The organism is Nostoc sp. (genome assembly GCF_036917195.1).
Taxonomy (GTDB): domain Bacteria; phylum Cyanobacteriota; class Cyanobacteriia; order Cyanobacteriales; family Nostocaceae; genus Nostoc.
Genome location: NZ_JBALDG010000071.1, coordinates 26,835 through 50,580, shown reverse-complemented (window position 1 = coordinate 50,580; position 23,746 = coordinate 26,835). Strand labels below are relative to the sequence as shown.

The 23,746-nt window shown below is 41.9% G+C and carries 18 protein-coding genes and 1 pseudogene; 8 read left to right on the top strand and 11 right to left on the bottom strand.

Annotation, left to right across the window (positions count from 1 at the left end; translation table 11 throughout):
• Positions 1-313 precede the first annotated feature (313 nt).
• On the top strand, positions 314-1,777 hold the full coding sequence (locus V7K40_RS23310; protein ID WP_334963895.1) for an FAD-binding protein: 1,464 nt from the start codon (positions 314-316) through the stop codon (positions 1,775-1,777).
• A 584-nt stretch (positions 1,778-2,361) separates the two neighbouring features.
• Positions 2,362-3,783, top strand: coding sequence for a pyridoxal-dependent decarboxylase (locus V7K40_RS23305; RefSeq protein WP_334963893.1), 1,422 nt, complete (start codon positions 2,362-2,364; stop codon positions 3,781-3,783).
• A gap of 201 nt (positions 3,784-3,984) precedes the next feature.
• Here the strand turns inward: V7K40_RS23305 and V7K40_RS23300 are convergent, their stop codons facing one another.
• The 4 genes from V7K40_RS23300 to V7K40_RS23285 all read right to left on the bottom strand — a co-directional run bounded on the left by V7K40_RS23300 (position 3,985) and on the right by V7K40_RS23285 (position 8,395).
• Positions 3,985-5,163, bottom strand: coding sequence for a zinc-dependent alcohol dehydrogenase (locus V7K40_RS23300; RefSeq protein WP_334963891.1), 1,179 nt, complete (start codon positions 5,161-5,163; stop codon positions 3,985-3,987).
• An 89-nt stretch (positions 5,164-5,252) separates the two neighbouring features.
• Positions 5,253-6,365 (bottom strand): L-dopachrome tautomerase-related protein, encoded by a 1,113-nt coding sequence (locus V7K40_RS23295; protein ID WP_334963889.1) that lies wholly within the window; start codon positions 6,363-6,365, stop codon positions 5,253-5,255.
• Positions 6,366-6,449: 84 nt separating this feature from the next.
• On the bottom strand, positions 6,450-7,292 hold the full coding sequence (locus V7K40_RS23290; RefSeq protein ID WP_334963887.1) for an MBL fold metallo-hydrolase: 843 nt from the start codon (positions 7,290-7,292) through the stop codon (positions 6,450-6,452).
• A gap of 302 nt (positions 7,293-7,594) precedes the next feature.
• Entirely contained in the window at positions 7,595-8,395 is an 801-nt protein-coding gene (locus tag V7K40_RS23285; protein WP_334963885.1) for an SDR family NAD(P)-dependent oxidoreductase, read from the bottom strand.
• 226 nt (positions 8,396-8,621) lie between these two features.
• On the opposite strand from V7K40_RS23285, the gene V7K40_RS23280 reads away from it, so the two are divergent.
• Positions 8,622-8,933 (top strand): hypothetical protein, encoded by a 312-nt coding sequence (locus V7K40_RS23280; protein WP_334963883.1) that lies wholly within the window; start codon positions 8,622-8,624, stop codon positions 8,931-8,933.
• Positions 8,934-9,272: 339 nt separating this feature from the next.
• On the opposite strand, the gene V7K40_RS23275 is transcribed toward V7K40_RS23280, so the two are convergent.
• Positions 9,273-10,928, bottom strand: a complete 1,656-nt coding sequence (locus V7K40_RS23275) for a B12-binding domain-containing radical SAM protein (RefSeq protein WP_334963881.1) — start codon at positions 10,926-10,928, stop codon at positions 9,273-9,275.
• Between the two features lie 324 nt (positions 10,929-11,252).
• On the opposite strand from V7K40_RS23275, the gene V7K40_RS23270 reads away from it, so the two are divergent.
• The gene (locus V7K40_RS23270; protein WP_334963879.1) at positions 11,253-12,872 is read left to right on the top strand and encodes a cyclic peptide export ABC transporter; all 1,620 of its coding nucleotides are present in this window, start codon (positions 11,253-11,255) and stop codon (positions 12,870-12,872) included.
• A 131-nt stretch (positions 12,873-13,003) separates the two neighbouring features.
• Here V7K40_RS23270 and V7K40_RS23265 read toward each other — a convergent pair whose 3' ends face one another.
• Positions 13,004-14,830: an iron uptake porin gene (locus V7K40_RS23265; protein ID WP_334963877.1), complete on the bottom strand. Its 1,827-nt coding sequence runs from the start codon at positions 14,828-14,830 to the stop codon at positions 13,004-13,006.
• 1,632 nt (positions 14,831-16,462) lie between these two features.
• On the bottom strand, positions 16,463-16,906 hold the full coding sequence (locus V7K40_RS23260; protein WP_334963875.1) for a molybdopterin-binding protein: 444 nt from the start codon (positions 16,904-16,906) through the stop codon (positions 16,463-16,465).
• 90 nt (positions 16,907-16,996) lie between these two features.
• Between V7K40_RS23260 and modA the strand changes: the two genes are divergently transcribed.
• The gene (gene modA, locus V7K40_RS23255) at positions 16,997-17,791 is read left to right on the top strand and encodes a molybdate ABC transporter substrate-binding protein (RefSeq protein ID WP_334963873.1); all 795 of its coding nucleotides are present in this window, start codon (positions 16,997-16,999) and stop codon (positions 17,789-17,791) included.
• Between the two features lie 178 nt (positions 17,792-17,969).
• On the opposite strand, the gene V7K40_RS23250 is transcribed toward modA, so the two are convergent.
• The 3 genes from V7K40_RS23250 to V7K40_RS23240 form a co-directional block, all read right to left on the bottom strand.
• Positions 17,970-18,527, bottom strand: coding sequence for a peroxiredoxin (locus V7K40_RS23250; protein ID WP_334963871.1), 558 nt, complete (start codon positions 18,525-18,527; stop codon positions 17,970-17,972).
• 51 nt (positions 18,528-18,578) lie between these two features.
• The gene (locus V7K40_RS23245) at positions 18,579-18,827 is read right to left on the bottom strand and encodes a DUF3148 domain-containing protein (protein WP_334963869.1); all 249 of its coding nucleotides are present in this window, start codon (positions 18,825-18,827) and stop codon (positions 18,579-18,581) included.
• Between the two features lie 413 nt (positions 18,828-19,240).
• Positions 19,241-19,759 (bottom strand): P pilus assembly/Cpx signaling pathway, periplasmic inhibitor/zinc-resistance associated protein, encoded by a 519-nt coding sequence (locus tag V7K40_RS23240; RefSeq protein WP_334964117.1) that lies wholly within the window; start codon positions 19,757-19,759, stop codon positions 19,241-19,243.
• A gap of 382 nt (positions 19,760-20,141) precedes the next feature.
• Between V7K40_RS23240 and V7K40_RS23235 the strand changes: the two genes are divergently transcribed.
• Both V7K40_RS23235 and V7K40_RS23230 read left to right on the top strand, forming a co-directional pair.
• Positions 20,142-21,407, top strand: coding sequence for a sensor histidine kinase (locus V7K40_RS23235; RefSeq protein WP_334963867.1), 1,266 nt, complete (start codon positions 20,142-20,144; stop codon positions 21,405-21,407).
• Positions 21,407-22,069: a response regulator transcription factor gene (locus tag V7K40_RS23230; protein ID WP_334964115.1), complete on the top strand. Its 663-nt coding sequence runs from the start codon at positions 21,407-21,409 to the stop codon at positions 22,067-22,069. The genes V7K40_RS23235 and V7K40_RS23230 overlap by 1 nt, the downstream gene beginning before the upstream one ends.
• Positions 22,070-22,463: 394 nt before the next feature.
• Here V7K40_RS23230 and V7K40_RS23225 read toward each other — a convergent pair.
• Positions 22,464-22,856, bottom strand: a pseudogene (locus V7K40_RS23225) (nucleoside deaminase).
• Positions 22,857-22,926: 70 nt separating this feature from the next.
• Here V7K40_RS23225 and V7K40_RS23220 point away from each other — a divergent pair.
• Positions 22,927-23,718 carry an ion transporter gene (locus tag V7K40_RS23220; RefSeq protein ID WP_273764347.1) on the top strand — a complete coding sequence of 264 codons (792 nt, stop codon included), beginning with the start codon at positions 22,927-22,929 and terminating at the stop codon, positions 23,716-23,718.
• The last annotated feature ends 28 nt before the right edge of the window (positions 23,719-23,746 follow it).

The following is a 23,746-nucleotide window of genomic DNA, read 5'->3' as shown; positions in this document are numbered from 1 at the left end:
GAGATTAGAAGTAGGAGGTTAATTCGCGGTGAAAAATTGGGGAAAGAAAAGTTGCTACTAGAAACAGCGAGCGCTTCTTGAGTGCAACTTTGACTCGCTTGTATTTTCTAAAAGCGATTTTTCCTCAGTAATAGTCTTCACAGTATTTAACCGTATTTTTTAGGAAAATTTGTATAATTTTTTAACTTCTACCCTAATCATCAAATCACACCTTTGACTGAATATGAATTCAATTTAAGTTAAGTAAACGCTAAAAAATAGCTGTGTATTTACTTAATAAATATATAAATAATTATACCATAAATTCAAACTTATGGGACAAAACACTTCACGTCGCTCAGTTTTACAAGGTTTGATTACCAGTGCAATTGTTATCGGGTTTGATTTAACTACTCGTTCCTGGGTAACATCTGCCAGTGCCACATCTGTTTTTGAAAGTTTACCTTCCTTAGATGGAGTGCTTTACACTGATAATATGACACTTGCTGATGCCAGTATTGACTTTGGTAATATCGTGCATCGTCAACCGATAGCAGTACTTAAACCAGGCTCAATTGAGGATATTATTCAAGTTATTCAATTTGCTCGGACTCACAAGCTCAAGGTTGCCCCACGCGGTCAGGGTCACTCTACCTACGGTCAGTCACAAGTAGAAGCAGGCATTGTCATTGATTTAAGTCCGCTCAACAAGATTCATTTCATTGGTACAGACCGAGCAATTGTTGATGCTGGAGTGGTATGGAGTCAGTTATTGCAACAGACACTTAGGCAGGGATTAACACCGCCTGTTCTCACTGATTACATTGAGCTTTCTATCGGCGGCACTTTATCAGTGGGGGGTATTGGCGGTGCAACTCATCGCTATGGTGTGCAAGTGGATAATGTTTTAGAACTGAAGGTGATAACTGGTACTGGTGATCTGGAAACTTGTTCACTGTTGTACAATCGCAATCTATTTACAGCAGTACTAGCAGGGTTAGGTCAATGTGGAATTATCGTACAGGCAACTGTTAAGCTAATTCCCGCCACTACCAATGCCCGTGTGTTTCAGTTGTATTATGACGATTTGGCTACCTTTACTCGTGACCAATACGAAATCATAAATGATCAGCGCTTCAACTATGTAGAAGGTCAGTTAGTTTCTAATAATACTGGTGGATGGCGTTATCTGCTAGAAGCGGCTAGCTTTTACAGTCCTCCAAGCATACCTAATAACAGTTTGTTACTTGCGGGGTTAAACTATACTCGCGGTACAGAACAAATAGAAGATAAAACTTACTTTGATTTTCTCAACCGTTTAGCTCCTGCAGTTGCCCTTCTCAAATCTATTGGTGTTTGGTCAAATCCTCATCCTTGGTTAAATCTGTTTGTACCTAGTAGTGCAGTTAACAGTTTTGTTGGTGAAGTCGCTGCCACCTTAACCCTAGCTGACACTGGTCAAGGGCCAATTCTGCTGTATCCAGTTAAAACTAAACGCTTTGGGCTACCCAATTTCCGGGTTCCGAACCAAAAGGTTGTGTTTCTGTTTGCCCTATTGCGAACAGCAGTACCACCAGATGATTCTGTAATTAAAAAAATGCTCAATGATAATCGTAGACTCTTTGAGAAAAATCGTGATTTGGGTGGTTATCAATATCCTGTAAACGCCCTGTCCTTCTCCCATCATGATTGGCAGCAGCATTTTCGTCCGATTTGGGGAAATCTGGTAAGTGCAAAGCGACGTTACGATCCAGATAATTTACTAACGCCAAGTCAGGGCATTTTTGCAAACTGTTAGCCCAAACTTTTCTCTCAACGAGACGCTGAACGCGAACGCTTGTATATTTTTAGCTGGGATACTCAGTCTTAATGAGGAGGAATAGAAGTGAAATAATAAACTAGTATGCCTTGCTAGGAGATACAGCCAATCAGTATTGAGATTGTGATCATCGCTTCTAACTGACTTGTAAAATGTCAACCCCAAAAAAATCCCTCTACCGTTATGACTGTAAAAATCCAGACCGAAAAAGACTTTTTTACTGCAAGCATTAATATAAATATCAATCAAGAAACAGAAAAGGAAAAAGTTTTATGTTGTCATTGCCAGCGCACAGCTACGAACGGTATTAAATGTAAAGGAATTTGTGTGGCTGACAATGACTATTAAGGGATGATTTTCTGACAACGCATACGCTCGTGAATCGTGTGAACGGATTGCAAGGCTTGATCACTAAACTGAAAATTTTCCCTCATATTACATTAGGAGAGTAGCAATACTCTCCTTTTTTTCACTAAGCTTGATACAGAAAAATAAATATTAAAGCTTCAGATAACATATAAAATATGTAGTGTTAAATAAGATTTTTTATCCAGGATAAAAATATGGAAAACAATCAAGAATACCATATGTCCTCAGATGAATTTCGTCATTGGGGATATAAAACTATTGATTGGATAGCTAATTATTTAGAAACAGTAGAGCAACTGCCTGTTTTATCTCAAGTAGAACCTGGAGACATTAGAGCCAAACTACCAGAAACAGCCCCGGTAAAAGGAGAGTCTTTTGCAGACATTTTACAAGATTTAGATGAAATCATCGTACCAGGATTGACTAATTGGCAGTCTCCAAACTTTTTTGCTTTCTTTCCTACAGGTATTTCTGCACCATCAATTTTAGGAGAATTAGTCAGTGCGGGACTTGGAGTTCAGGGGATGTTGTGGGCAACTTCTCCAGCTTGTACTGAGTTAGAAACTCATGTTCTAGACTGGTTAATAGATATGTTGGAACTTCCCTCGCAATTTAAATCTTCGACCACAGGAGGAGGAGTAATTCAAGACTCAGCCAGTAGTGCTTCTTTAATAGCTTTGATAGCAGCTAGAGAACAGTTAAAAGCAGATATTAATCAACTGGTTGTCTACACTTCTATTCAAGCACACTCTTCAATTGAGAAAGCTGCCATTGTAGCGGGAATTAAGCGAGATAATTTCCGTTTAATTGAGGTTGATGCTGATTATAGAATGCGTCCAGAATTACTACAACAGCAGATTATTTCAGATATTGAATCTGGGTTAATCCCTTTTTATATTACTGCTACTGTGGGGACAACATCATCTCATGCCATAGATCCATTAACAGAAATAGGTGCGATCGCTCAAATACATAACATTTGGTTCCATGTTGATGGTGCAATGAGCGGTACAGCAGCTATATGTCCTGAGTATCGGTGGATTCATCAAGGATTAGAACTAGCAGACAGCTATTGTTTTAATCCTCACAAATGGATGCTAACTAATTTTGATTGTACCTGTTTTTATGTGAAAGACCGAGCTAAACTAATTCACGCACTATCTATAATGCCTGAATTTCTTAAAAATCAAGCTAGCACGTCTGGTAAAGTTATTGACTATCGAGATTGGCAGATTTCTTTAGGACGTAGATTTAGAAGTCTCAAACTGTGGTTTGTAATTCGGCACTATGGCATAGAAGGCTTACAGCATTATATTCGTAAGCATATTGCTTTAGCACAAGAATTTGCTGAATGTGTAAAATCTCATCCTCGTTTTGAACTGGTTGTGAATCCCCCGTTAAATTTGGTATGTTTTCGCCATAAATTGGGTGATGCAATTAACCAAGAAATTATTAACAATATCAACTCTTCGGGTAAAATCTATCTCACTTCCACTAAGCTTGAGCAAAAATTAACTTTAAGAATGTCAATTGGACAAGCAACCACAGATAAAATACACGTACAGCGCGCTTGGCAATTAATTTGTCAAACTGCTGAGAATATAGAAAATCATTAACTCACTTTTTGCCACACACGCTCAACAGCTAAACCATTAAGTATACGTTGAGCGTGCAGCTTGACTGAATCAATTTCAGCCTGACTGATTTGGAAGCCTTCATCCCTTGTCTGTTGCCTGCTAGCGTGTAGAATACAAGCACGGAATACAGCGCTAACGTGCTTGTTTATCAAAGGTTTTCGGTATTTATCTTACAAGGTTTCAGGTGGACTGACCAGGCTTGAGTACAATCTTGATACAGTTGTCCTGCTTGTCCTTGAAAATTTGGTAGCCGTGCGGTGCTTGATCTAGCGGCAGACGATGGGTAATCACGAATGATGGATCGATATCGCCATTTTGAACGTGATCGAGCAAGGGACGCAAGTACCGATGAACGTGTGTTTGTCCCGTTTTCATCGTCAAACCTTTATTCATGAAAGCCCCCATAGGTATTTTGTCTACAAAGCCCGTGTAAACACCGGGAACGGACACAGTGCCGCCTTTGCGACAGGCAACGATCGCTTGACGCAGCACATTGGGGCGATCAGTCTCTAGACGTACTGTTTGCTTGGCCTTGTCATAAAAGCCTTCCAAACCCAAACCGTGAGCTTCCATGCCCACCGCATCCATTACCGAGTCGGGGCCACGCCCACCCGTCATTTCTTTCAGGGCTTCACCCACCTCGACTTCTTCATAGTTGAGGATTTCTGCCCCACCGTCTTTCGCCATCTGGAGGCGTTCAGGAACGCGATCAATTGCAATCACCCGCTCTGCACCTAGTATAAAGGCGCTTCTAATCGCAAATTGCCCTACGGGGCCACAGCCCCAGATCGCGACCGTATCTCCAGGCTGGATGTCACAGTTTTCCGCAGCCATATATCCGGTGGGGTAGATATCAGTCAAAAACAAAACCTGTTCGTCTGTCAATCCATCTGGAATCTTAAACAAACCAACATCAGCAAAGGGAACGCGGGCATATTCGGCTTGACCTCCTGCGTAGCCGCCTGTGAGATGGGAGTAGCCGAAAAGACCAGATGGGGAATGACCCAGCATTTTTTCTGCCATCCAAGCGTTGGGATTGGAGTTATCGCACAGCGACCATAAATCTCGATTGCAGAAGAAACACGATCCACAGGAAATAGTAAAGGGGACGACAACGCGATCGCCTATATTTACATTCTTGACAGCCCTCCCCAACTCAACGACTTCTCCCATGAATTCATGACCCAGGATGTCGCCCTTTTGCATCGTAGGGTTGTAGCCATTATAAAGATGTAAATCAGAACCACAAATCGCCGTTGACGTAATTTTTACAATAGCATCACGCGGATTAATAATTTTAGGATCGGGTACGGTTTCGACTTCTACTTTATTGGTTCCTTGCCAGCAAACTGCTTTCATTTGTTGAAATTTCCTCAAGTTAAGTTGTTTATTAATAGTAAGATACGTTTACCAAGACTTTTGTCAATTACCTTTCGGTCGAGCCGTGTTCACCGCAGCAAAACTGGTTGAGCGTCAATGCGGATGCGGAATAGGGTATAGGGCTTCTGACGCAGGTCTTTTCCTTTTTGGTATTTCGCCTGACGATGCAACTGGTTTGCAGTAACGTAAAGATACCCATCTGCTGCAACCGAGAGTGTATCTGTCCACATAAGATGCGGATCATGGACTACCGTTTCCCACTCTCCACCGGAACGGCGGCGGAGGATTGCCTGGTGTTCGTAATTTGTCGCGTAAATATATCCTGCCGCATCCGATTCGAGTCCGTCTGCACCCCCGCCTTTGTCTCCCTCATCAGTTACGGTTGCTGCAACGGCGCTATCATCTATTGAGCGATCCACTAGTGCGTCGGTGGCAACGCTGTAGAGCCGTCGGCTGGCGAGTGGGCAGTAGTAGAGGCGTGAGCCATCAGCGCTAATGGCAATCCCATCTGCCCCCATTTTGAGGGGCTTGGTTTTGCCATCCGGCTGACGCTCCATAAACGGACGACCTTCGACGATTGGCAGAAAGCTCGTCGGCTCCTGTGCCTTGGTTGAAGGGTGATCGTGAAGCTTTCGCCAACTCTCGCCCGATGCCAAATCTACTACAATAATTCCGTTCGCCCCTTGGTCAGACGAATCTGTGATGAATGCTACACCCTCGGCACCACGCCGCAGGTCAAAGCGGATATCGTTTAGATAAGTTGTTGGCAGAGCAACATCCTGGGGGAAGAGAATTGTCTTGATGACACGATCGCTTGCCAAATCCACACAAACCAGTTTTGGGCCGCCATACTGCGTTGGCTGGAACATTGGACTGCCAGTGTCGAGAATCCACAAGCGATCAACGGGATCGACAACGACACTTTGTACAGATACAAGTGTTGTCGCGAGGTCGTTTGGGTTGGTGCGATTGATCGCCTCATCTGGATAAGCCACAGGGCGACCTTCCCGGATCTCAGCCACTGTGAATGCCACCTCATCGCCCCACTTGGGAAAATTGACGAAGATCCGCCCTTGATGGGATACCGTTACACCGGTTGGCATTGCACCGTCGAAGTGAGTAACTGGTTCCAGTGTGCCTAGCAACTCATTTGTAGGCAACTTTTGTAACTGAATAACCATGAGTAATATCTCCTAAATAGGGCTAGGATTTGCCTGAAGGTCAGCAGCATGAATCAGTTCTGGTTTGGACAAATGATTAAATTTCTAGTTTTGAGATCCGCTAGATTGGTCAGCGAACGCTTTGAACTCGACAGCATCGTGACTACAGAAGAGGCGCACGCCCTTATTGCGATCGCTCGATAACGCGTGTAGCCGATCTTGATTGAGCAACCGAGCCTGGCGATCCACCTCCATCATCCATTGGTAGGCACGCAAACCTGGCGTACAGCGTCTTTTGGATGAGTCCATCTCGTGCCGATAAAAGTAGGCGTCACCTGCATGTAGAAGCCAACCCTCTGGTGTATCAATGGCGATACCAGCATGACCCCGCGTGTGACCAACAAGCGGGATAAAGAGAATCTCCGGCGGTAGTCCGTCGAGGTCACGTACTGCTTCAAAGCCGAACCAAGGTTCGCCTCCCGCCGAATAATACTTCCAGTGCTTAACCTCGTCCCACTGTTCTGGACGATAGCGCCTTTTGGCGATGAAGCCGCGCCGATTCTGCGCGGTTTCAATTTCTGTCTGCATTACATGCACGGTTGCTTCTGGGAAATCTTCTAGACCACCAGCATGATCGAAATCGAGGTGAGTAAGCACAATATGACGCACATCTGGCGCGGAAAATCCCAGCCGCTCAACTTGATCGAGTGCGGTGTATTTTTTATCAAACTGGATGCCATTGAAATGAATGAAGAACGGACTGAGGCGGGAGTAAGGGGACTTGATATCGCGCAGTCCGAAGCCAGTATCAATCAGAACAAGTCCCTGCTCTGTCTCCACAAGCAAACAGTGGCAGACGAGATGAGCTGTTGGGCCCCGACTGAAGCCATCGAAGAAAGCCCCACCAATCGGGCACATGCAGCCGCAATTGAGATGATGAATTTGCATGAATCCTCCGTTACGACTCTGATTCCTCAGAACCAGCCTAAATGTGTGAGATTGCCGACTGCGCGATTAACTTTGTTGATGCCGTTAGGGACTTCCAAATAGAAAAATGTCCCAAAACTGACGCAAAAACCCTCTCTATTTCTCCTCTCTCTGTGTTCTCTGTGTCTCTGTGGTTCGTTTATTTGGATAATTTATTTCTTGGAAGTCCCTTAGCCCAAGCGATGCCTACGGCGGGCTGCGCCAACGCTCTCCATTTCAAAACAGTGCCAACTGAGCATATTCCATTGATTACGCGTAAATTACTAGTTGCCTGATTTAGGCTCAGTGAGCTTGCGATGCAGTTCAGCACTTACGGTATCAGGTAAGACCTTGCTCACAGTGCCCTGAAGCTTCGTCTTCAGTGAACCTGCGATGATCTCATCCTTACCTGCCATCAAGGCGTCGAAACCCTGCTTGGCGACCTCAGCTGGATCGTCCTTTTTAGCCGCGCTTACCTTGGTGTCGTCCATATCCGCACGCTGGAAGAAGTTAGTATCAGTCGGCCCGGGCATGAGCGCGGTGACGGTAACACCCGTATCCTTCAATTCACTACGTAGCCCCTTTGAAAAAGAATGCACAAATGCCTTAGAGGCGGCGTAGACTATCTCGAACGGGCCAGGCATCAAGGCGGCTATCGACGATGTGAAAAGGATTCGACCCTTGCCAAGCTCAACCATATCTTTCACCACCCGTTTGGCAAGATGTACAGATGACACAACGTTCAAATTAATCAGATTTAGTTCTTCCTTCAGGTCGGTTTCACGAGCGAACTCACCACCGACACCGACACCCGCGTTAATCGCGATCGCATCCACTGGTCGGCCAGTCGCTTTAATCTGGTTGTAGAGCGTCTCAACACCGTCATAGTTAGCCAGATCAGCCTGCACCGTCTCAACCTGAGCACCTAAATCTTTGAAAGCTTGAGCAGCTTCATTGATACTCGATCCGGTGGCTGTGACTAAAAGGTCAAAGCCGTTTTGGGCAAACTGTTTGGCAAGTTCGTAGCCAATACCGTTTGAGGCACCCGTCACGACAGCAAGGGGTCGGGTCAAAGAACTGTTCATAACCGTTCGTTCAAACTCCTATATAACTGCTCCACGCTCGTAAATCTTGGCAAGCTTCTGTCTCATTACCAGACCGTCTGCGTGGACTGTAGGCTTTCAATTCTTATAATCTTAGGGAGGCAGCAGTGTAGTTACGTCTTTCCCAGGAAATATCACTGCTGTGTCTTTAAGGTTACTTTTATGGAGTTTTGGATATATTTTTAGCCCTCATTTAGTCGGATAGACTGTGCTTTACTTCTACCTCTGGCAAACCTCAGATTTTAAGGGACTAAGTACAGGTTTGCATAAAATTGTATCGTTTTTAAATGCACAGAGACGCATTGCCATTGCAGAGGGAGACATTGCCATTGCAGAGGGAGACATTGCCATTGCAGAGGGAGATATTGCCATTGCAGAGGGAGACATTGCCATTGCACAGGGATGCATTGCCATTGCACAGGGATGCATTGCCATTGCACAGGGAGACATTGCCATTGCACAGGGAGACATTGCCATTGCCAAATTTAATTCACTACGAATTAATGAAATGCTGTACTAATAAGTAGTGACAGTCACATAGCAATGGTGAAATAGGACTTTTAGCTAGCTTTGATAGTCTATTTTTTCCAAAATTAGGACTTACGCACAAGCAACGGAAAATCGAACCACAGAGGACGCAGAGAAGCCAGTGCGTTGGGCGGGTTTCCCGACTTGAAGCAACTGGCGTGACACGGAGGGGAAGAATAAGAGTTTGAGAGATTTTTTGCGTAAGTCCTAAAAATATTTAAACAAAACCTCAGCCCTATTTGCAGCAAACTCCAACTCTGTATTATGCGTGAGCTATCAAATTTAGATGTAGCACTTGCAGCAACTGATGGGTAGTACGTAATCTTGACAGTTAACTACGAACTTTGGTAAGGATTTTTTGAGAATAAAAGGAAGCTGATTCTTCATTTTTGGCACAATCTTGAGCAAACTTAATCAGATGGTGTCCCACAAGTCCAACGTGAATCAAATTTTCAATATCACCCGCTTTCAGGGCTGGCTTGGCCATTTTCCAAAAAGTCTGACGATAGTTACTAAATATGCCTATCCGCAGCAAAATATTCCCTAAATAAGTTAAACCTTTGCGAATATTAGCCCCAGAAGTGCGAGCTGGGCTGTTTGGTACTTTGATGCGGTTTGGGTAGGTGTGTTCCATATTATAGGCGAACCGCTGATATAAAAATTCTGGCTCATAAGCTGTTGTAATGCAGCGCCGCCACATCTCAATAACTTGCTCGTAGGGCATCAAAAATTCAACATTTGATTCCCGGCTTTCATCAAAGACAATTCGTCCTTCTGCTTCTAACCTCCGCCATAAAGGAGTTCTCGGTAATGCATGAAGGAGGTTAATTGTCAACATCGGAATTTGGGATGCCCGCATAAATTCGATAATTCGGTCTGCTGTTTCTGGTGTATCTGTATCTAACCCGATGATGATTCCTGATACTACTTCCATGCCATAGCTATTTAAAATCTGAATCGCTTTTAAAATCGGTAGACTTAGATTTTGGTCTTTGGAAATAGCATGGAGAGCATTTGGTTCAGGTGTTTCAATACCGCAAAAGACTGTGCAGAAATAGGCTTCGCGCATCATCTCTAGCAATTTTGGACTTTGAGCTAGGTTGAGCGTTGCTTCACAGGCAAACTGGATGGGATAGCCATTGCGTTTTTGCCAGTCAATCAGGTGAGGAAGCAACTTCATGGCGGCGCGGCGATCGCCAACAAAGTTATCATCGACAAAATACACTGCCCCCAAATTCCCAGATTGTCGCATTGCATCTAGCTCCGCAACTACTTGCTCTGGTGTTTTCATCCGGGGACTGTTGCCGTAGAGTTCTGGAATATCACAAAACTCGCAGCGATAAGGGCAACCACTGGAAAACTGGACATTTGCCAGGAAATAATCATTGATATTCAGCAAATGATAAGCTGGAGTAGGAAACTCTGTTAGGGGCAAACGTTCCTTAGTTTCAAAGCGAATTTGCGCTTGGGGACGTTCCAGGTTTTGGTCAAGATATTCGATCATGCGATCGTTCGCATCTCCCAATTCACCCAAACTTAAAATGTCAAACTCAGGATAATATTCTGGACATCCAGATACCGAGGGGCCACCCACAACTGTGATTTTGCCAGCTCGATGGGCAAGTTCATTAATTTGATTAATCTGTGGTTTCTGGATATGCATTCCACTGACAATCACCACATCAGCCCATTGGTAATCAGCCCTAGTTGCTGATTTGACATTCTCATCAATAAACTTTACTTCCCATTCTTTGGGTAAGTAGGCAGCCACAATTAAAATACCTTGGGGTGGCATAAAAGCCCGGACATTACCCATAAGTGGGTAGGCGTGATGAAAAGTACCAAAAGAGCGGCTGTATTTAGGAAAGATACACAGAATGCGTCGATGGTGCAAAGGAACGTAGCGGGTTCCTTGAGTAACAGGAGCGGTTTTAGAATCGGCCGCGACATTAATTTGTTGATCCAAAGACTTCATATTCACAGTCATCGCAAATTTCACCCCGGAAAACTGAGCAGCTAACTTGACAATCTACTGGCAGAATCAGTTGTAATTGCAACTAGCTTACCGTGATATTTCAGAAGTTTTTAACTGTAAAATATAAAATCTCTCCTAAAAGCGCAAACTGAATTGGTTTACAAGCTAGTGTGATGGAAATGGGGCATTGGGGAACCACTACTGAACGCGAATGTGTCTCCCTTAGGAGTAGACGGGTTTCCCTTATCTAGTTGGCGTTCGGGCAATGCCCAACTTGTACTCCTTTGGAGAACCCGTAGGGTAGCAACTGGCGTCATGGGGGTATGAGCGTTTGTTATGAATTTAATTTACTTTCTTTTGCGTTCTTCTTGGGGGATGGTAGCGATCGCGATCGCTACCGGATTCCTGAGTGGCGGTAGTAGTGCTGGCTTGATTGCCCTAATTAGCCGTGCTGCTAGTAGCAGTTCCACTTCCTGGCTGACATCCATAACTTGGGGTTTTGCGGGGCTGGCAATAGTTGCACTGATTACCAGTATCATTTCCCAAGTGATGCTGATTCGCCTTTCTCAGAATGCTGTTTTGCAATTACGGATACGTTTGAGTCGCCAAATTCTCGCTTCTGAGTTGAGTCATCTGGAACGCTTAGGGAATCCTCGATTATTGGCAACTTTAACAGAAGATATTCAGGCGGTTGCCAATGCTGTTTATCAGTTGCCTTTCATCTTTATTAATCTAGCGATCGTCCTGGGTGGCATAGCGTATATAACTTGGCTCTCTTGGTTAGTACTGCTGATGGTTTGTGGTGTTACAGTAGTAGCGATCGCTAGTTGTCAGTGGCTACTCAACAGAGGCGGGAAATTGCTAGCCCTAGCTCGTGAAGATGAAGATCATCTGTTTAAACATTTTCGCACCATTACCGAAGGAGTCAAGGAACTCAAGCTAAATTATGGGCGGCGTCAAGACTTTTTAGAAGAAAAACTGCAATCAACTGCTAACGAATTTCGTGATCACAACGTTAACGGTCTAACCCTTTTTGCCATAACTTCAAGCTGGGGTCAACTCGTATTCTTTTTTGCCCTTGGTTTTGTCCTGTTTGCGCTGCCCCATCTGCTTACCATCAATCCTCAAACTCTCTCTGCCTACATTTTGACCTTGACTTATTTGGTGTTACCAATGGATAACATCATCAGCAAACTTCCTCTATTAAGCAAAGCCAGCATTGCCTTGCAAAAAATAGAGTCACTGGGTTTATCTTTAGCTAGTCGAACTGAAATATCGACTGTTCCACCTGCCCTGAAATCTGACTGGCACAGCTTGAAATTTAAAAATGTTACCCACACTTACTACACAGATCAAGAAGACAATAGTTTTATCTTTGGCCCCATCGACTTGATATTTTATCCTGAAGAATTAGTCTTCATTGTTGGCGGTAATGGTAGTGGTAAATCTACATTAGCTAAACTAATTACTGGACTTTACATCCCTGACAACGGCGAAATTTGGTTTGATAGTGAGTTAATTAGCGAACAGAACCGAGAATGGTATCGCCAGCATTTTTCCGTGGTATTTTCCGACTTTTATTTATTTGAAGAACTTTTGGGATTAAAAAATTCTAACTTAGATGCTCAAGCGGCAACATATTTAAAACAACTACAACTAAACCATAAAGTTAAAGTTGAAAATGGGCAACTTTCCACCACTGCACTTTCTCAAGGACAACGGAAACGACTAGCTTTACTCACAGCCTACTTGGAAGATCGACCAATTTATCTATTTGATGAATGGGCAGCGGATCAAGATCCAATATTCAAAGAAATATTTTATACGAAACTACTCCCAGAACTGCGATCGCGGGGTAAAACAGTGCTGGTGATTAGCCACGACGACCGCTATTTTCATTTAGCAAACCGAATTATCAAACTTGACTATGGACAAATAGAATACGACAAAACTTAACCCAAGCGGATTGGGGTAAACGACTTACTTATTTGATTTGTGAGAATTGCAACCTCCAGCTTTCCGACTTTTTTAAGAAGTCGGAAAGCTTTTTTCTCACGAACGATTCAAGATTGCTATAGTTTTTCAAGTTAAAATCTGAAGGTAGTACGGAGCCAAGCAACTACACTATCAGGATTGTCAGCATCAAAGTCTGGTGCAGTAATCCATATTACACCGGGCGTGATCGCAATATTATCATTGAGTTGATATTGGTAAAAGCCCTCAATATGTAAGGAGGTATCTTTGTCTACTTGACCAAGGCCCGCTCCTAAATTGATGTTCTTACTCAGAGTAGTCAACTTTGGCTCCATGCCCACAAAAATGCCTCCCAAACTACCTTTGTGAAATAAATCGGGAAATGATAGTCCGGCACCCCAGTCCCAAACTTCTGCATCACCCCTCCCTAAGTAACGGTGCGCGGAATAACCTACCCATCCATTTAATGCCACAGATGGATTAATCCGATAAAACGCTTCTACACCATAAGTATTTGCTAAAGTTGCTTTTCCAGCCACGGTGCTGTTTGCTAAGTTACTGCCGATGACTGGACCGAAGTTTGTGCCACTTAGACCTGTAGTGTTTGGTGGACTATAAGTATTGGCGTAAGTCAAAGCCAGCCGGAAATTATTCTTGGGGCTGCTGTATAGTAATTGTCCTAAAGCTACATACCTGCCTGAAAATAAGCCATTATTCTCTGTAGGATTGTTACCGTTAATCGAGGTGTACTCCAACCCTAATTGAAATTGTTTACTAAAGTCATGGAGAATGGCAATTCCGGCTCCGGTATCTCCGTAGTCATAGACCATATTTCGCCGCGAATATCGTGAGATCCCATTAGCTGCTGACCCTTCAAAATACGGGTTGATGGTTCCACTCAAGCCTAGTTCAAAGGCTCCATCAGACTGAGCAAAAACATTAATTGCAGTATTACTACCAGCTAAAAAACGATAGCGCAGGCCAGAGAGGAAAAATTGATTGTTGGGGAAAAGTGGACTGGCGTAATCAGAAGTTTTGCCATCATTAGTTCCAAGTATTCCACTTCTTGTTCCTCCGGAAGCGGTAATATTTCCTCCTGTGAGTGCTATCCGCAGTTGATCTGTACCAGTGAAACTGGTGTTTAAGCGCAAAATAACCCGGTCTTGAAATATGAAATTGTGAGGTGCGGGTTGCTTGGTGACGACGTTATTGCCTGCAACAATTCCTCCAATCACAGTCTCAACTTCACCAACAAGTTTAGTTGTAGTAGAAAACTGCTGTGCTTGCAGAGTCGCTGTTCTTGCTTCCAACGAATCCACTTTCCCCCGTAGTTCGGCTAGTTCTGGCGCAAATTGACTTTGGAGTTTTTGCAATGTTTCTAAATCTTCTTTTCTCAGCAGATCGCTAGTTCCTGCACTTACCAACTCATTGATTCGATCCAGCGCTGCATTTAGTCCAGCGGCAAACTCGTAACGAGTCATTGCCCGATCACCTTGAAAGGTTTGATTGGGGTAGCCTGCAATCACCCCATACCGTTCCACTAAAGATCGCAAGGCTTGAAACGCCCAATCAGTAGGTTTGACATCTGATAACTGCGAAACAGAAGTTACCTGTTCCATTGCTGTATTGTCATCTGGCGATCGCACTTGATGTCTGCTGACTGTGGGATCGGTAGTCTTAAAAGTAGGTAATGGTTTAGGTATAGGTGAGAGTAATTGTGAAATAGGTGTAACCTTCTCAACCACATAATTGTTGCGATCACGAAAAAATACAGGTGACTGCCCAGAAGCAGGAACAAGGGTGGTATCACTCACAGTAGATGCAACAGATTCAGGTATATTAGCTTGACTTTTTGCAGGATTAATAACTGAGATAATTGAAATATTTACCAAAAAAAGTAAGCACAATCTAAATCTAGAATTCCAGCGAACAATCGACATGACTCCTCAACCTTAAAAGTGAAATAACTGACTAAAAATTGAACAGCAAAAGCCGCAGAAATATTTATCACAATACTTCTGCTTAAATGCCAGATTATTTACTAGCAAAGATTTAGCTGGCTATATATCTGAAATTTCAGAGTCTCAAACCAGCAATCCAGTGATTGAATATGAAAGGAAAGAAAATCGCATCCGATTATTTTTTATTTAAATACTGTAATCCGATAGGGTTATAGTACTTTAGCAACCTATTTTTGCATAGAGATTTGTAAAATGCAAGCATCGTTACTTTAGGACAGTAAATTTTAATTCAAGATTTGCCATACCCGAATTGCCTGCATCGTACTTGTAAAAAGGTGCGTTGTGATTTACACAGCACTATTTCGCGATCATTCTGGCAGCGAACAAGACTAAGGTGGTTACTTTGCGTTTGAAAGGTAAATAACACTAGTACCGCAAGGCGGAAGTCAAAAGTCAAAAGGCAAAAGTCAAAAGTATTATGGAATGGGATTTTTATAGTTTTTAAATGGTTACTCGTCTTGCAAAGTTCTGATGCCTGCGGCGGGCTGCGCCAACGGCAAGAACCGCCGCTCAGACTTTGCGCTATTTACGCCGTGACGTACTAGTAGCTGTAACCCGCAAATTGCTTTCCTCAACAACACAGACATTGTTAAGAGTAATGTTTATAATGTCAATTGCTGTTTAAAAGTTAACTACGTACTAATCTTCATGTCATTCTTCTGTCAATCTTATCTCAGAATAATTTTTTGTATAAAATAATTATCTGTGACAGCAAAAAATTATCAGGCTTTTATCAAGTCATATCTTCTGCCGCGCTAGTCGCCAAAAATTAAAAAAAATTAACTCAACTTTAAAGGCCAGCAGAACAGAGTTATTCCACTTCGCTGATTACAGAAAATCAGGTAATTGCTTTGAGGCTTGGAAAATAAATCAAACGAGAAATGCTGATTTTTTGGTTGGTTCTTAACCTTGGTTTTGGTCAAAACTAATTTAGATGCGATCGCCCTGCTTGTCTCTCTCATCAGGACAATCGTCTTTATTAGCAAGCGCATTCACATTTTTGACACAATTGTGTAATAGGTTTGTCAAAATCATGTGTTATACATAGTGAACACAATATCAATTAATTATATAAGGCAGGTAATCCCTGTCTTTTTTTATAAATACTTTGGGTACAATCAAGTAATATTGTCACATTTTTGACATTAACTCATCATAGTGCCAAGACAAAGTGCAGTATTTAATTTATTAACTGGGGTTTTTGTCAAGAATCATTTATATACCAATACGGTTCACTTAAGAAAATTGTAGGTTGGGTAGAACGAAGTGAAACCCAACAAAGTCACGGAAGTGTTGGGTTTCGTTCATTAACCCAACCTACGCAGAAGTTGAGTTTTAGGCTTAACTGAACTGTATTGATTTATATACGCTTACCCTGAGCCGAGCAACATTATTACAAGCGTCCATAGCAAAAATTCAACATCTCAACAGTCATCGATTAAGAAGTTTATACAGCAATCTGGAATCAAACGCGCAGGAAATTTTGATCGTTTTTCTTGAGTGAATAGCAAAGCGATCGCTAAAGTAATTGTTGAGAGACATCACCACAGCCTATTCTCTGGCAATAACTATATCGTTGGACTTAATAACGGCATAAGCCTCTTTCCCCTCAGACAAATCCAACTCTTCTACCGATACTCTGGTGATAATCGAAGTTAACTCAACTTTGTGAACAATCTCCAGGGTCACCTCACTATTAACGGCTCCAGTGACAACTCGTTTAACAATACCCTTGAGAATATTGCGGGAGCTAACTTTGAGTGGTTTCTTTTGAATACTAATTTCTATCTCAGGCTGTTGAGCGTAGATATCTTCCTCTTCTGTGTTTATGGTTGGTTGCGAGTTGGATGGTGAAGAGTGTTGATTAAGACCACGTACTAGTTCCCGGAGAATCTCGGTCTTGGTGCGCTGAGACTGGCCGCAGAACTCTTCCAAAATCTTCCGCTCCTCTTCTGAGGTTTGGAATGTGACCCACCCTTGGTCTTTTTTAGGCATAAATTTACTGATATAGTTGGGGAAATATTGGTATTATTATTATTCTATCTAGCATCAATTTTAGAAAAAAACCTCTCAAGCACCTTTTTTATGAAAAGAAGACAAATTCTTGGCTTCCTGGGTATAGCAGTTGCAGGCTTGCTTCTGGCAATTGGTTTACCATTGGTTACTCCTTCTGTTGTAATAGCACAGTCAAACACCAGCATACTCGTGTCCGCAGCCGCCAGCTTAAAAGAGACACTAGAAGAAATTAAGCCTATATACCAACAAACTAAATCAAATGTCAACATTACTTATAATTTTGGGGCTTCTGGTGCCTTGCAGCAACAGATTGAGCAAGGTGCGCCAGCAGATGTCTTTATTTCTGCTGGCAAAAAACAAGTGGATGCCTTAGAAGAAAAAGGACTTTTGGTACCAGGTAGCCGTACTAACCTGGCAAATAACCGTCTAGTCTTGATTGTGCCTCAAGATGTTGTTGGCATCAGCAGCTTCTACAATTTAACAGATAGTAAGATTAAAAAAATTGCGATCGGTGAACCCAGGAGTGTACCTGCTGGACAATATGGGGAGCAAGTCTTAAAGAAATTGAAACTTTATGATCGAGTCAAGTCCAAATTCGTCTTTGCTAACAATGTACGTCAAGTCTTGGCAGCAGTAGAAAGTGGCAACGCCGAAGCTGGTTTAGTTTATGCGACTGATGCCAAAATCTCCAACAAAGTAAAAGTTGTAGTCGCTGCTGACGATAAGTTTCACTCACCGATTGTCTATCCAATGGCAGTAATTAAAGGCAGCAAAAATATTCCCGCAGCCAAGGAGTTTATCGAGTTTTTATCTGGCAGTCAAGCCAAGACTGTACTCAAAAAATATGGGTTTATTGTAAGTTAGTCAAAAGTCAAAAACCCTTTTATTCTGAGTAGAAAATGTGTAGGGTGTGTTAGCGATCGCGTAACACACCGAAAGCATCTTCAATGGTGCCTTAGGAACGGAACACACCCTACAAAAGTTACACTTTATTGAAAAAATCCATCAGAGGACTTTTCAAATATCCTCTGAGGCGAATCGTCTAAGAAGCTGCGGACTGTAATTTTTCTAGTCGTGCCAGCACTTCTGAACTGTGGATGCTTGGGTTGACTTTGACAAAAGTCTCGCGCAAGATGCCCTGAGGATCGATGAGAAAACTGTGGCGCATCGATAAGAAACCGAGCCACGAACCGTAAGCTTTACTCACTGAACCATCAGTGTCAGCCAACAGCGGGAATTTTAGTCCCTCTGAATCACAAAATTCGGCGTGAGAATCAATGTCATCAGCACTTACGCCAATAATCTGGGCGTTTTTTTCGAGGTATTGCGGTAAGTCTTGCTGAAAACGGCGAGCCTCTATAGTACAACCAGAGGTGAAGTCTTTAGGATAAAAGTAGAGGACTAACCACTTACCGCGCAAGTCAGAGAGGGAAATTTTGCCATCCCCTGTATTGGTTGGCAAAGTAAACTCTGGTGCGGATTGATTAATTGCAGGAAGTTTACCACCAAGAGCATCAGCAGCAGGGGTAAAATTCAGCCAGCTGATCACAGAAATACAGCTGACAAATAATATGCTTAAAAAAGTACGGCGGGAAATCATAGTGCAAACCAGAATTACAACTTTACACAAGTTTACAATTCTTGGTTGCTATTAGTCTCGCTCTGAGTGAGATTCGGGAGGGGTATCTGTACTTTCGATGTATTGGCTATCTAGGAGAAAGGCTCCCTTAGCGAAGCGAATACCCCAATATCCACCGGGACGGCGGTCAATGACTATACCTTCCTCGCCAATGTGAATCACATCGGGAGGGCGCAGCATGGGCATAGGTTCAGCAGTTTTGACGTAGGGCGGTAGTGCCACAATCCGGACTTTACTACCAATAGCGAATTCTTTAGACATTTTGAAACAGCTAGGAGTTATGAGTTATATGATGTCCGGCAAATCACCTATAATATGTCATTGCGACTGAAACGACGCAATCACAGGGTTTTTGGGATTGCTTTCCTTCTCTACGAGACGCTCCTCGAACGCTCGCAATGACGGTTATTTAAGCGGACTTGATATTAATCAAAACTCATAACTCCTAACTTTTACTAGGGGTTATCCAATTTTCTATTTTGGTATGAAGAAAGAGGGAAAGGAAAAGGGGAAAAAATTTCATCCCTTTTCCTCATCTTCTGCAAGAAGTCTATTAATTTTTGACTATGGAAAACAATGCCTGGACATCAGTCAAGGGTAAGTGCCATAGGAATTCTGGTTACCAAGTATCTGGGTCAAAGCCCCAGACTTATTAACTATTTTTTGAAAGATTATTATTGAGGATTGCCTTGTTGACGGCGCGAAGGGGCATTTTGACGGAATTGCTCTATTTTTTGCCGCTGTTCGGGGGTTAAGACTGCTTGAATCTGTTGTTTCTCAGACTCCCGGATTTGTCGGATTTGGGTTTTCTGTATTTCACTCAGATTTAAGTCAGCAAAATCACCTTTTCTACGACCGTGATGCTGACCTGGTTGCCGTTGGCCTGTTTGCCCCTGAGCCTTACGCGCTTGCCACTCAGCCCGACGCGCTTGTTTCGCTGCCTCTAACTTGGCCTTTTGTTCTGGGGTGAAAACTGCCTCCATTTTGGTGCGGCTATCGCGGCGAATTGCCTGAATTTGGTTTTTTTGGGCATCTGTTAGATTCAAGTCTTTCCAAGGGCCCCTTTCTTTTTGTGGACTTTGTGCAAGTAATACGGGTGAAGGAGAGGCTGTTTGAGCATCAACAGTAAAGGAGGTTGCAGTTAAAGTTAAGGCGATCGCTCCAGCGACTAACGATAATGCTTTGAGTTTCATTACTTGTCTGGTGGTTTTTTCCTGGTTGGATGCCACCATCATAAGAACTTATCTTCAGTAGTCACATGAGGAGAAAGTCATGGTTTTACCCATGACTTTAGTCATGATGGAATTTTAACAAATTTGACTGACAATAAATAATTAGGAGTTAAGAGTTAGAACTGATAAGTTATGAATAATGCAGATTTTGATTATGATTAATTTATAAATCCTTATTTTGCGTATTATCTAATTTTTTGGACATTGCACTTGCTCTTAATTGCTCATTTAGCGATAGATTTAAACATCTGCTGAAGTTCTAATCGTTGGATGCCGCTCAAAAGTTCTGAACTCCTAACTCCTAATTCATAACTCATAACTCATAACTGGAATGAAGCGACTAATGAATCGTCCAATTGAAATTAAGAAACATCCTTTTCCATCTCTGCTTTATCTGGAGTGGATACTACTAGCAATCACTGCATTGACAGCAGTTATACCACCTCCGTTACGGCGATTTGGTCCCAAACCTCCAGAACTATCAATTTGTGGTATATTTCCAGACTTATCAATTTGCAATCTCTTGCCAGAACTGTCAATTTATAGTCTAATTATTTTTGCCTTAATGGGCTTAAGATTACCCAAAAGTAACCAGATAACTAAGGTAATATACACAGTAATTGAAATTATATTGATTTTAACAACTGGACTTTTTGGTGAAAGATTTGCTCGCCTTTTCCCCGTTTTATACATAATTTTAGTTACTCGCAGTTGCTTAATTTTTAAGTTACCTGGACGTTTATTCATTACAACTTTATCATTTACCTTATTTTTAATTACTACACAGCTAAAATACCAGTTATTCAATTATCAAGCATCACCACAAGCACAAGAACGAGCTCGTTTTTTTAGCTGGAATTGGTCTTTAACATTTGGCTTAAGTTTAGTTTTTGTGTTGTTGATGATGAATGCAGTATTATCTGAACGGCACAGTCGAGAAAAGTTAGCGATCGCTAATGAAAAACTCCGTCAATATGCCATGCAAATTGAAAATCAAGCTACCTTGGAAGAACGTAACCGCATTGCTCGTGAAATTCATGATTCATTAGGACATTCTCTGACTGCTTTAAATCTACAATTAGAAACTGCTTTAAAATTGTGGCAATCTAATCCAGGTAAAGCAGAAACATTTCTAGCAACAGCAAAAGAATTAGGATCAAAAGCTTTAAAAGATGTCCGTCAATCTGTTTCTACTATGCGTTTTAATCCTTTACAAGAGCAATCTTTAGAACGTGCGATCGCTAGTCTTTCAGAAAGTTTTCATCGCTCCAATGGCATTTTACCAATTTATCAAATCAATCTGGAATCTTCTCTCACACCTGAAATCAACACCGCTATTTACCGGATTACTCAAGAATCGTTGACAAATATATCTAAATATGCGTTGGCAACAGAAGTGAAACTAGAACTTACTGAGATCAGAGGAAATTTACGATTGATAATTCAGGATAATGGTAGAGGTTTTGATTTAAGGCAAAATACTACTGGTTATGGACTTCATAGTATGCGCGATCGCACTTTAGCACTTGGAGGTGAGTTTAATATTAATAGCGCTCCTGGTTCTGGTTGCAAAATTACAGTTAATATTCCTTTAACAAGGTTAACATGATGATTAAAGTGTTGTTGGTAGATGACCAAGGTTTAATTCGTCAAGGATTAAGAGCGTTATTAGAATTAGAACCAGATTTAGAGATAGTGGGAGAAGCAGAAAATGGTGAACAGGCGATTAATTTGGTTGCTAAATTTCAGCCAGATGTTGTATTACTAGATATCAGAATGCCCATTATGGATGGAGTTGCAGCTACGCGAGAAATTCAAAAACGTTTTGCAAAAACTAAAATTTTAGTACTGACGACTTTTGATGATGATGAATATGTGTCAGCAGCCTTGCAAAATGGGGCAATGGGTTATTTATTAAAAGATACGCCCTCGGAAGAATTAGCTGTTGCTATTCGTGCAGTTTATAAAGGATATACTCAATTAGGCCCAGGTATAGTTAAAAAGCTGTTAACTCAGTTTTCTAATAGTACACCAACTCAGTCATCGGCTGTACCATCTAATTTAGCTGAACTTACTCCTAGAGAAAAAGAGGTTTTGCGGTTAATTGCTACAGGCGCTAGTAACCGAGAAATTGCCCAGCAACTCTACATTTCTGAGGGGACTGTGAAAAATCATGTTACAAATATTTTAAACAGGTTAAATTTGCGCGATCGCACTCAAGCTGCGATTTGGGCAAATACATATTTATCCTATTTGAATGAGCCAAATTAAGTAATTTGTAATTCGTAATGACGCTCTCTACGATCCGCTACGCCTAACAAGATCCCCGTAGGGGTACGAATACTCGCTAACGTAATTCGTAATTTTAACGTCTATATAATTTATGGGGTGTGTTAACCCTGAAAGTACGACACCATTTCGGGGTTTTCGGTGCGTTGTGGAAGCCGTAATCCGCTCTACATCAGAATTCACACCCAGATAGATCCCCGACTTATTCAATAAGTCGGGGATCTAAATCTAGCTTATTTAGTAAAATGTCTTTTGTTACTTTGATATTATCTAAATGACTTATACCAATTCTCCGTGAGCTTGCACTTAATGATTACTCCTTCTGTCAAGGCGTACTTGGCCTACTTGGCGGTTCGTTTAATAATTAAGTGCATCTTCATAGCGAATTGGTATTAGCAATCACCTCTTCGCAAAAGATATTAATTTGTGATTGATTTACAGTGATTAAATCTTGAATTGAAGCACGATATACAATTTATAATACACCACTCCAAACACAAGCAGTTGTACACATCAGACAAAGTTTGGCAGTTGTATACATGTTATAACCTTCTAAAGAAGGGTTTTTAAGTTTAGGTGTTAAATTACGAATGACGTTGATTTATGCATGGGTTAATCAAGCGTTGTCTCTTTTCACAGTGTTATGAGCTATGTCCATGACTTCGTTATCTTTAACAATCACGGTACCGGAAGACACATCTCCTTCTTTTGCTTCTGCCAAAGCTAAAGGCATAAAATTTTCTGGGTTACTATAAGCTGAGGTTAACATAAGGATAATGATTAATAATATCGTATTTCTAATGTTATAACTGGGAATTAAGATTAGTTAATGGTCGAATATGTTACTGAGCAGACAAGAAACAGAATTTTACTTAACAGACCTGGAAACACCATTAGGGAAAGCGATTAATTTAACACTTGCTGCGATGGTGCTATTATCATCAGGAATTTTTGTGGCAGAAACTTATAATATTCCTGATTCTGTGCGGTTTCAATTACATGTAGCCGATACTGCGATCGTTATCATCTTTGCGGTGGAATATTCACTCCGTCTTTGGAGTGCAGAAAATAAAATTAAGTATATTTTTAGCTTTTATTCGATTATTGACTTAATGGCGATTTTGCCATTCTTTCTAGGAATGGTGGATATCAGCTTTATCCGCCTACTGCGATGGTTTCGGATTTTACGATTAATCAGATTTATAGATAGAAAATTTTTATTCGCCACTATCAGCACCGAAGATGGCATGATTTTTGTGCGAATCCTATTTACATTATTTGCAATTGTTTTTATTTATTCTGGCTTAATTTATCAAGTAGAGCATCCGGTTAATCCTCAAAATTACAGGACATTTTTTGATGCATTTTATTTCTCTGTTGTCACAATGACAACTGTGGGATTTGGCGATGTTATTCCAATTTCTGAATTAGGACGTTTGCTAACAGTACTGATGATTTTTACAGGAATTGCACTGATTCCTTGGCAAGTGGGAGATTTAATTAAGCGAGTGGTGAAAACTGCTAATCAAGTAGAAACAGTTTGTTCAGGTTGTGGTTTGGCTTTCCACGATGTAGATGCTGGGTTTTGTAAAAGGTGCGGGACTAAGTTACCTAGTCGCAGGGTTGATTGAGAGAGTAAGTGGTGGCGCTGACGGCGCG

Coding starts and splice junctions, on each gene's coding strand:
- V7K40_RS23310 (WP_334963895.1), top strand. CDS start 314: ATGGGACAAAACACTTCACGTCGCTCAGTTTTACAAGGTTTGATTACC.
- V7K40_RS23305 (WP_334963893.1), top strand. CDS start 2,362: ATGGAAAACAATCAAGAATACCATATGTCCTCAGATGAATTTCGTCAT.
- V7K40_RS23300 (WP_334963891.1), bottom strand. CDS start 5,163: ATGAAAGCAGTTTGCTGGCAAGGAACCAATAAAGTAGAAGTCGAAACC.
- V7K40_RS23295 (WP_334963889.1), bottom strand. CDS start 6,365: ATGGTTATTCAGTTACAAAAGTTGCCTACAAATGAGTTGCTAGGCACA.
- V7K40_RS23290 (WP_334963887.1), bottom strand. CDS start 7,292: ATGCAAATTCATCATCTCAATTGCGGCTGCATGTGCCCGATTGGTGGG.
- V7K40_RS23285 (WP_334963885.1), bottom strand. CDS start 8,395: ATGAACAGTTCTTTGACCCGACCCCTTGCTGTCGTGACGGGTGCCTCA.
- V7K40_RS23275 (WP_334963881.1), bottom strand. CDS start 10,928: ATGACTGTGAATATGAAGTCTTTGGATCAACAAATTAATGTCGCGGCC.
- V7K40_RS23270 (WP_334963879.1), top strand. CDS start 11,253: ATGAATTTAATTTACTTTCTTTTGCGTTCTTCTTGGGGGATGGTAGCG.
- V7K40_RS23265 (WP_334963877.1), bottom strand. CDS start 14,830: ATGTCGATTGTTCGCTGGAATTCTAGATTTAGATTGTGCTTACTTTTT.
- V7K40_RS23260 (WP_334963875.1), bottom strand. CDS start 16,906: ATGCCTAAAAAAGACCAAGGGTGGGTCACATTCCAAACCTCAGAAGAG.
- modA (WP_334963873.1), top strand. CDS start 16,997: ATGAAAAGAAGACAAATTCTTGGCTTCCTGGGTATAGCAGTTGCAGGC.
- V7K40_RS23250 (WP_334963871.1), bottom strand. CDS start 18,527: ATGATTTCCCGCCGTACTTTTTTAAGCATATTATTTGTCAGCTGTATT.
- V7K40_RS23245 (WP_334963869.1), bottom strand. CDS start 18,827: ATGTCTAAAGAATTCGCTATTGGTAGTAAAGTCCGGATTGTGGCACTA.
- V7K40_RS23240 (WP_334964117.1), bottom strand. CDS start 19,759: ATGAAACTCAAAGCATTATCGTTAGTCGCTGGAGCGATCGCCTTAACT.
- V7K40_RS23235 (WP_334963867.1), top strand. CDS start 20,142: ATGAATCGTCCAATTGAAATTAAGAAACATCCTTTTCCATCTCTGCTT.
- V7K40_RS23230 (WP_334964115.1), top strand. CDS start 21,407: ATGATTAAAGTGTTGTTGGTAGATGACCAAGGTTTAATTCGTCAAGGA.
- V7K40_RS23220 (WP_273764347.1), top strand. CDS start 22,927: ATGTTACTGAGCAGACAAGAAACAGAATTTTACTTAACAGACCTGGAA.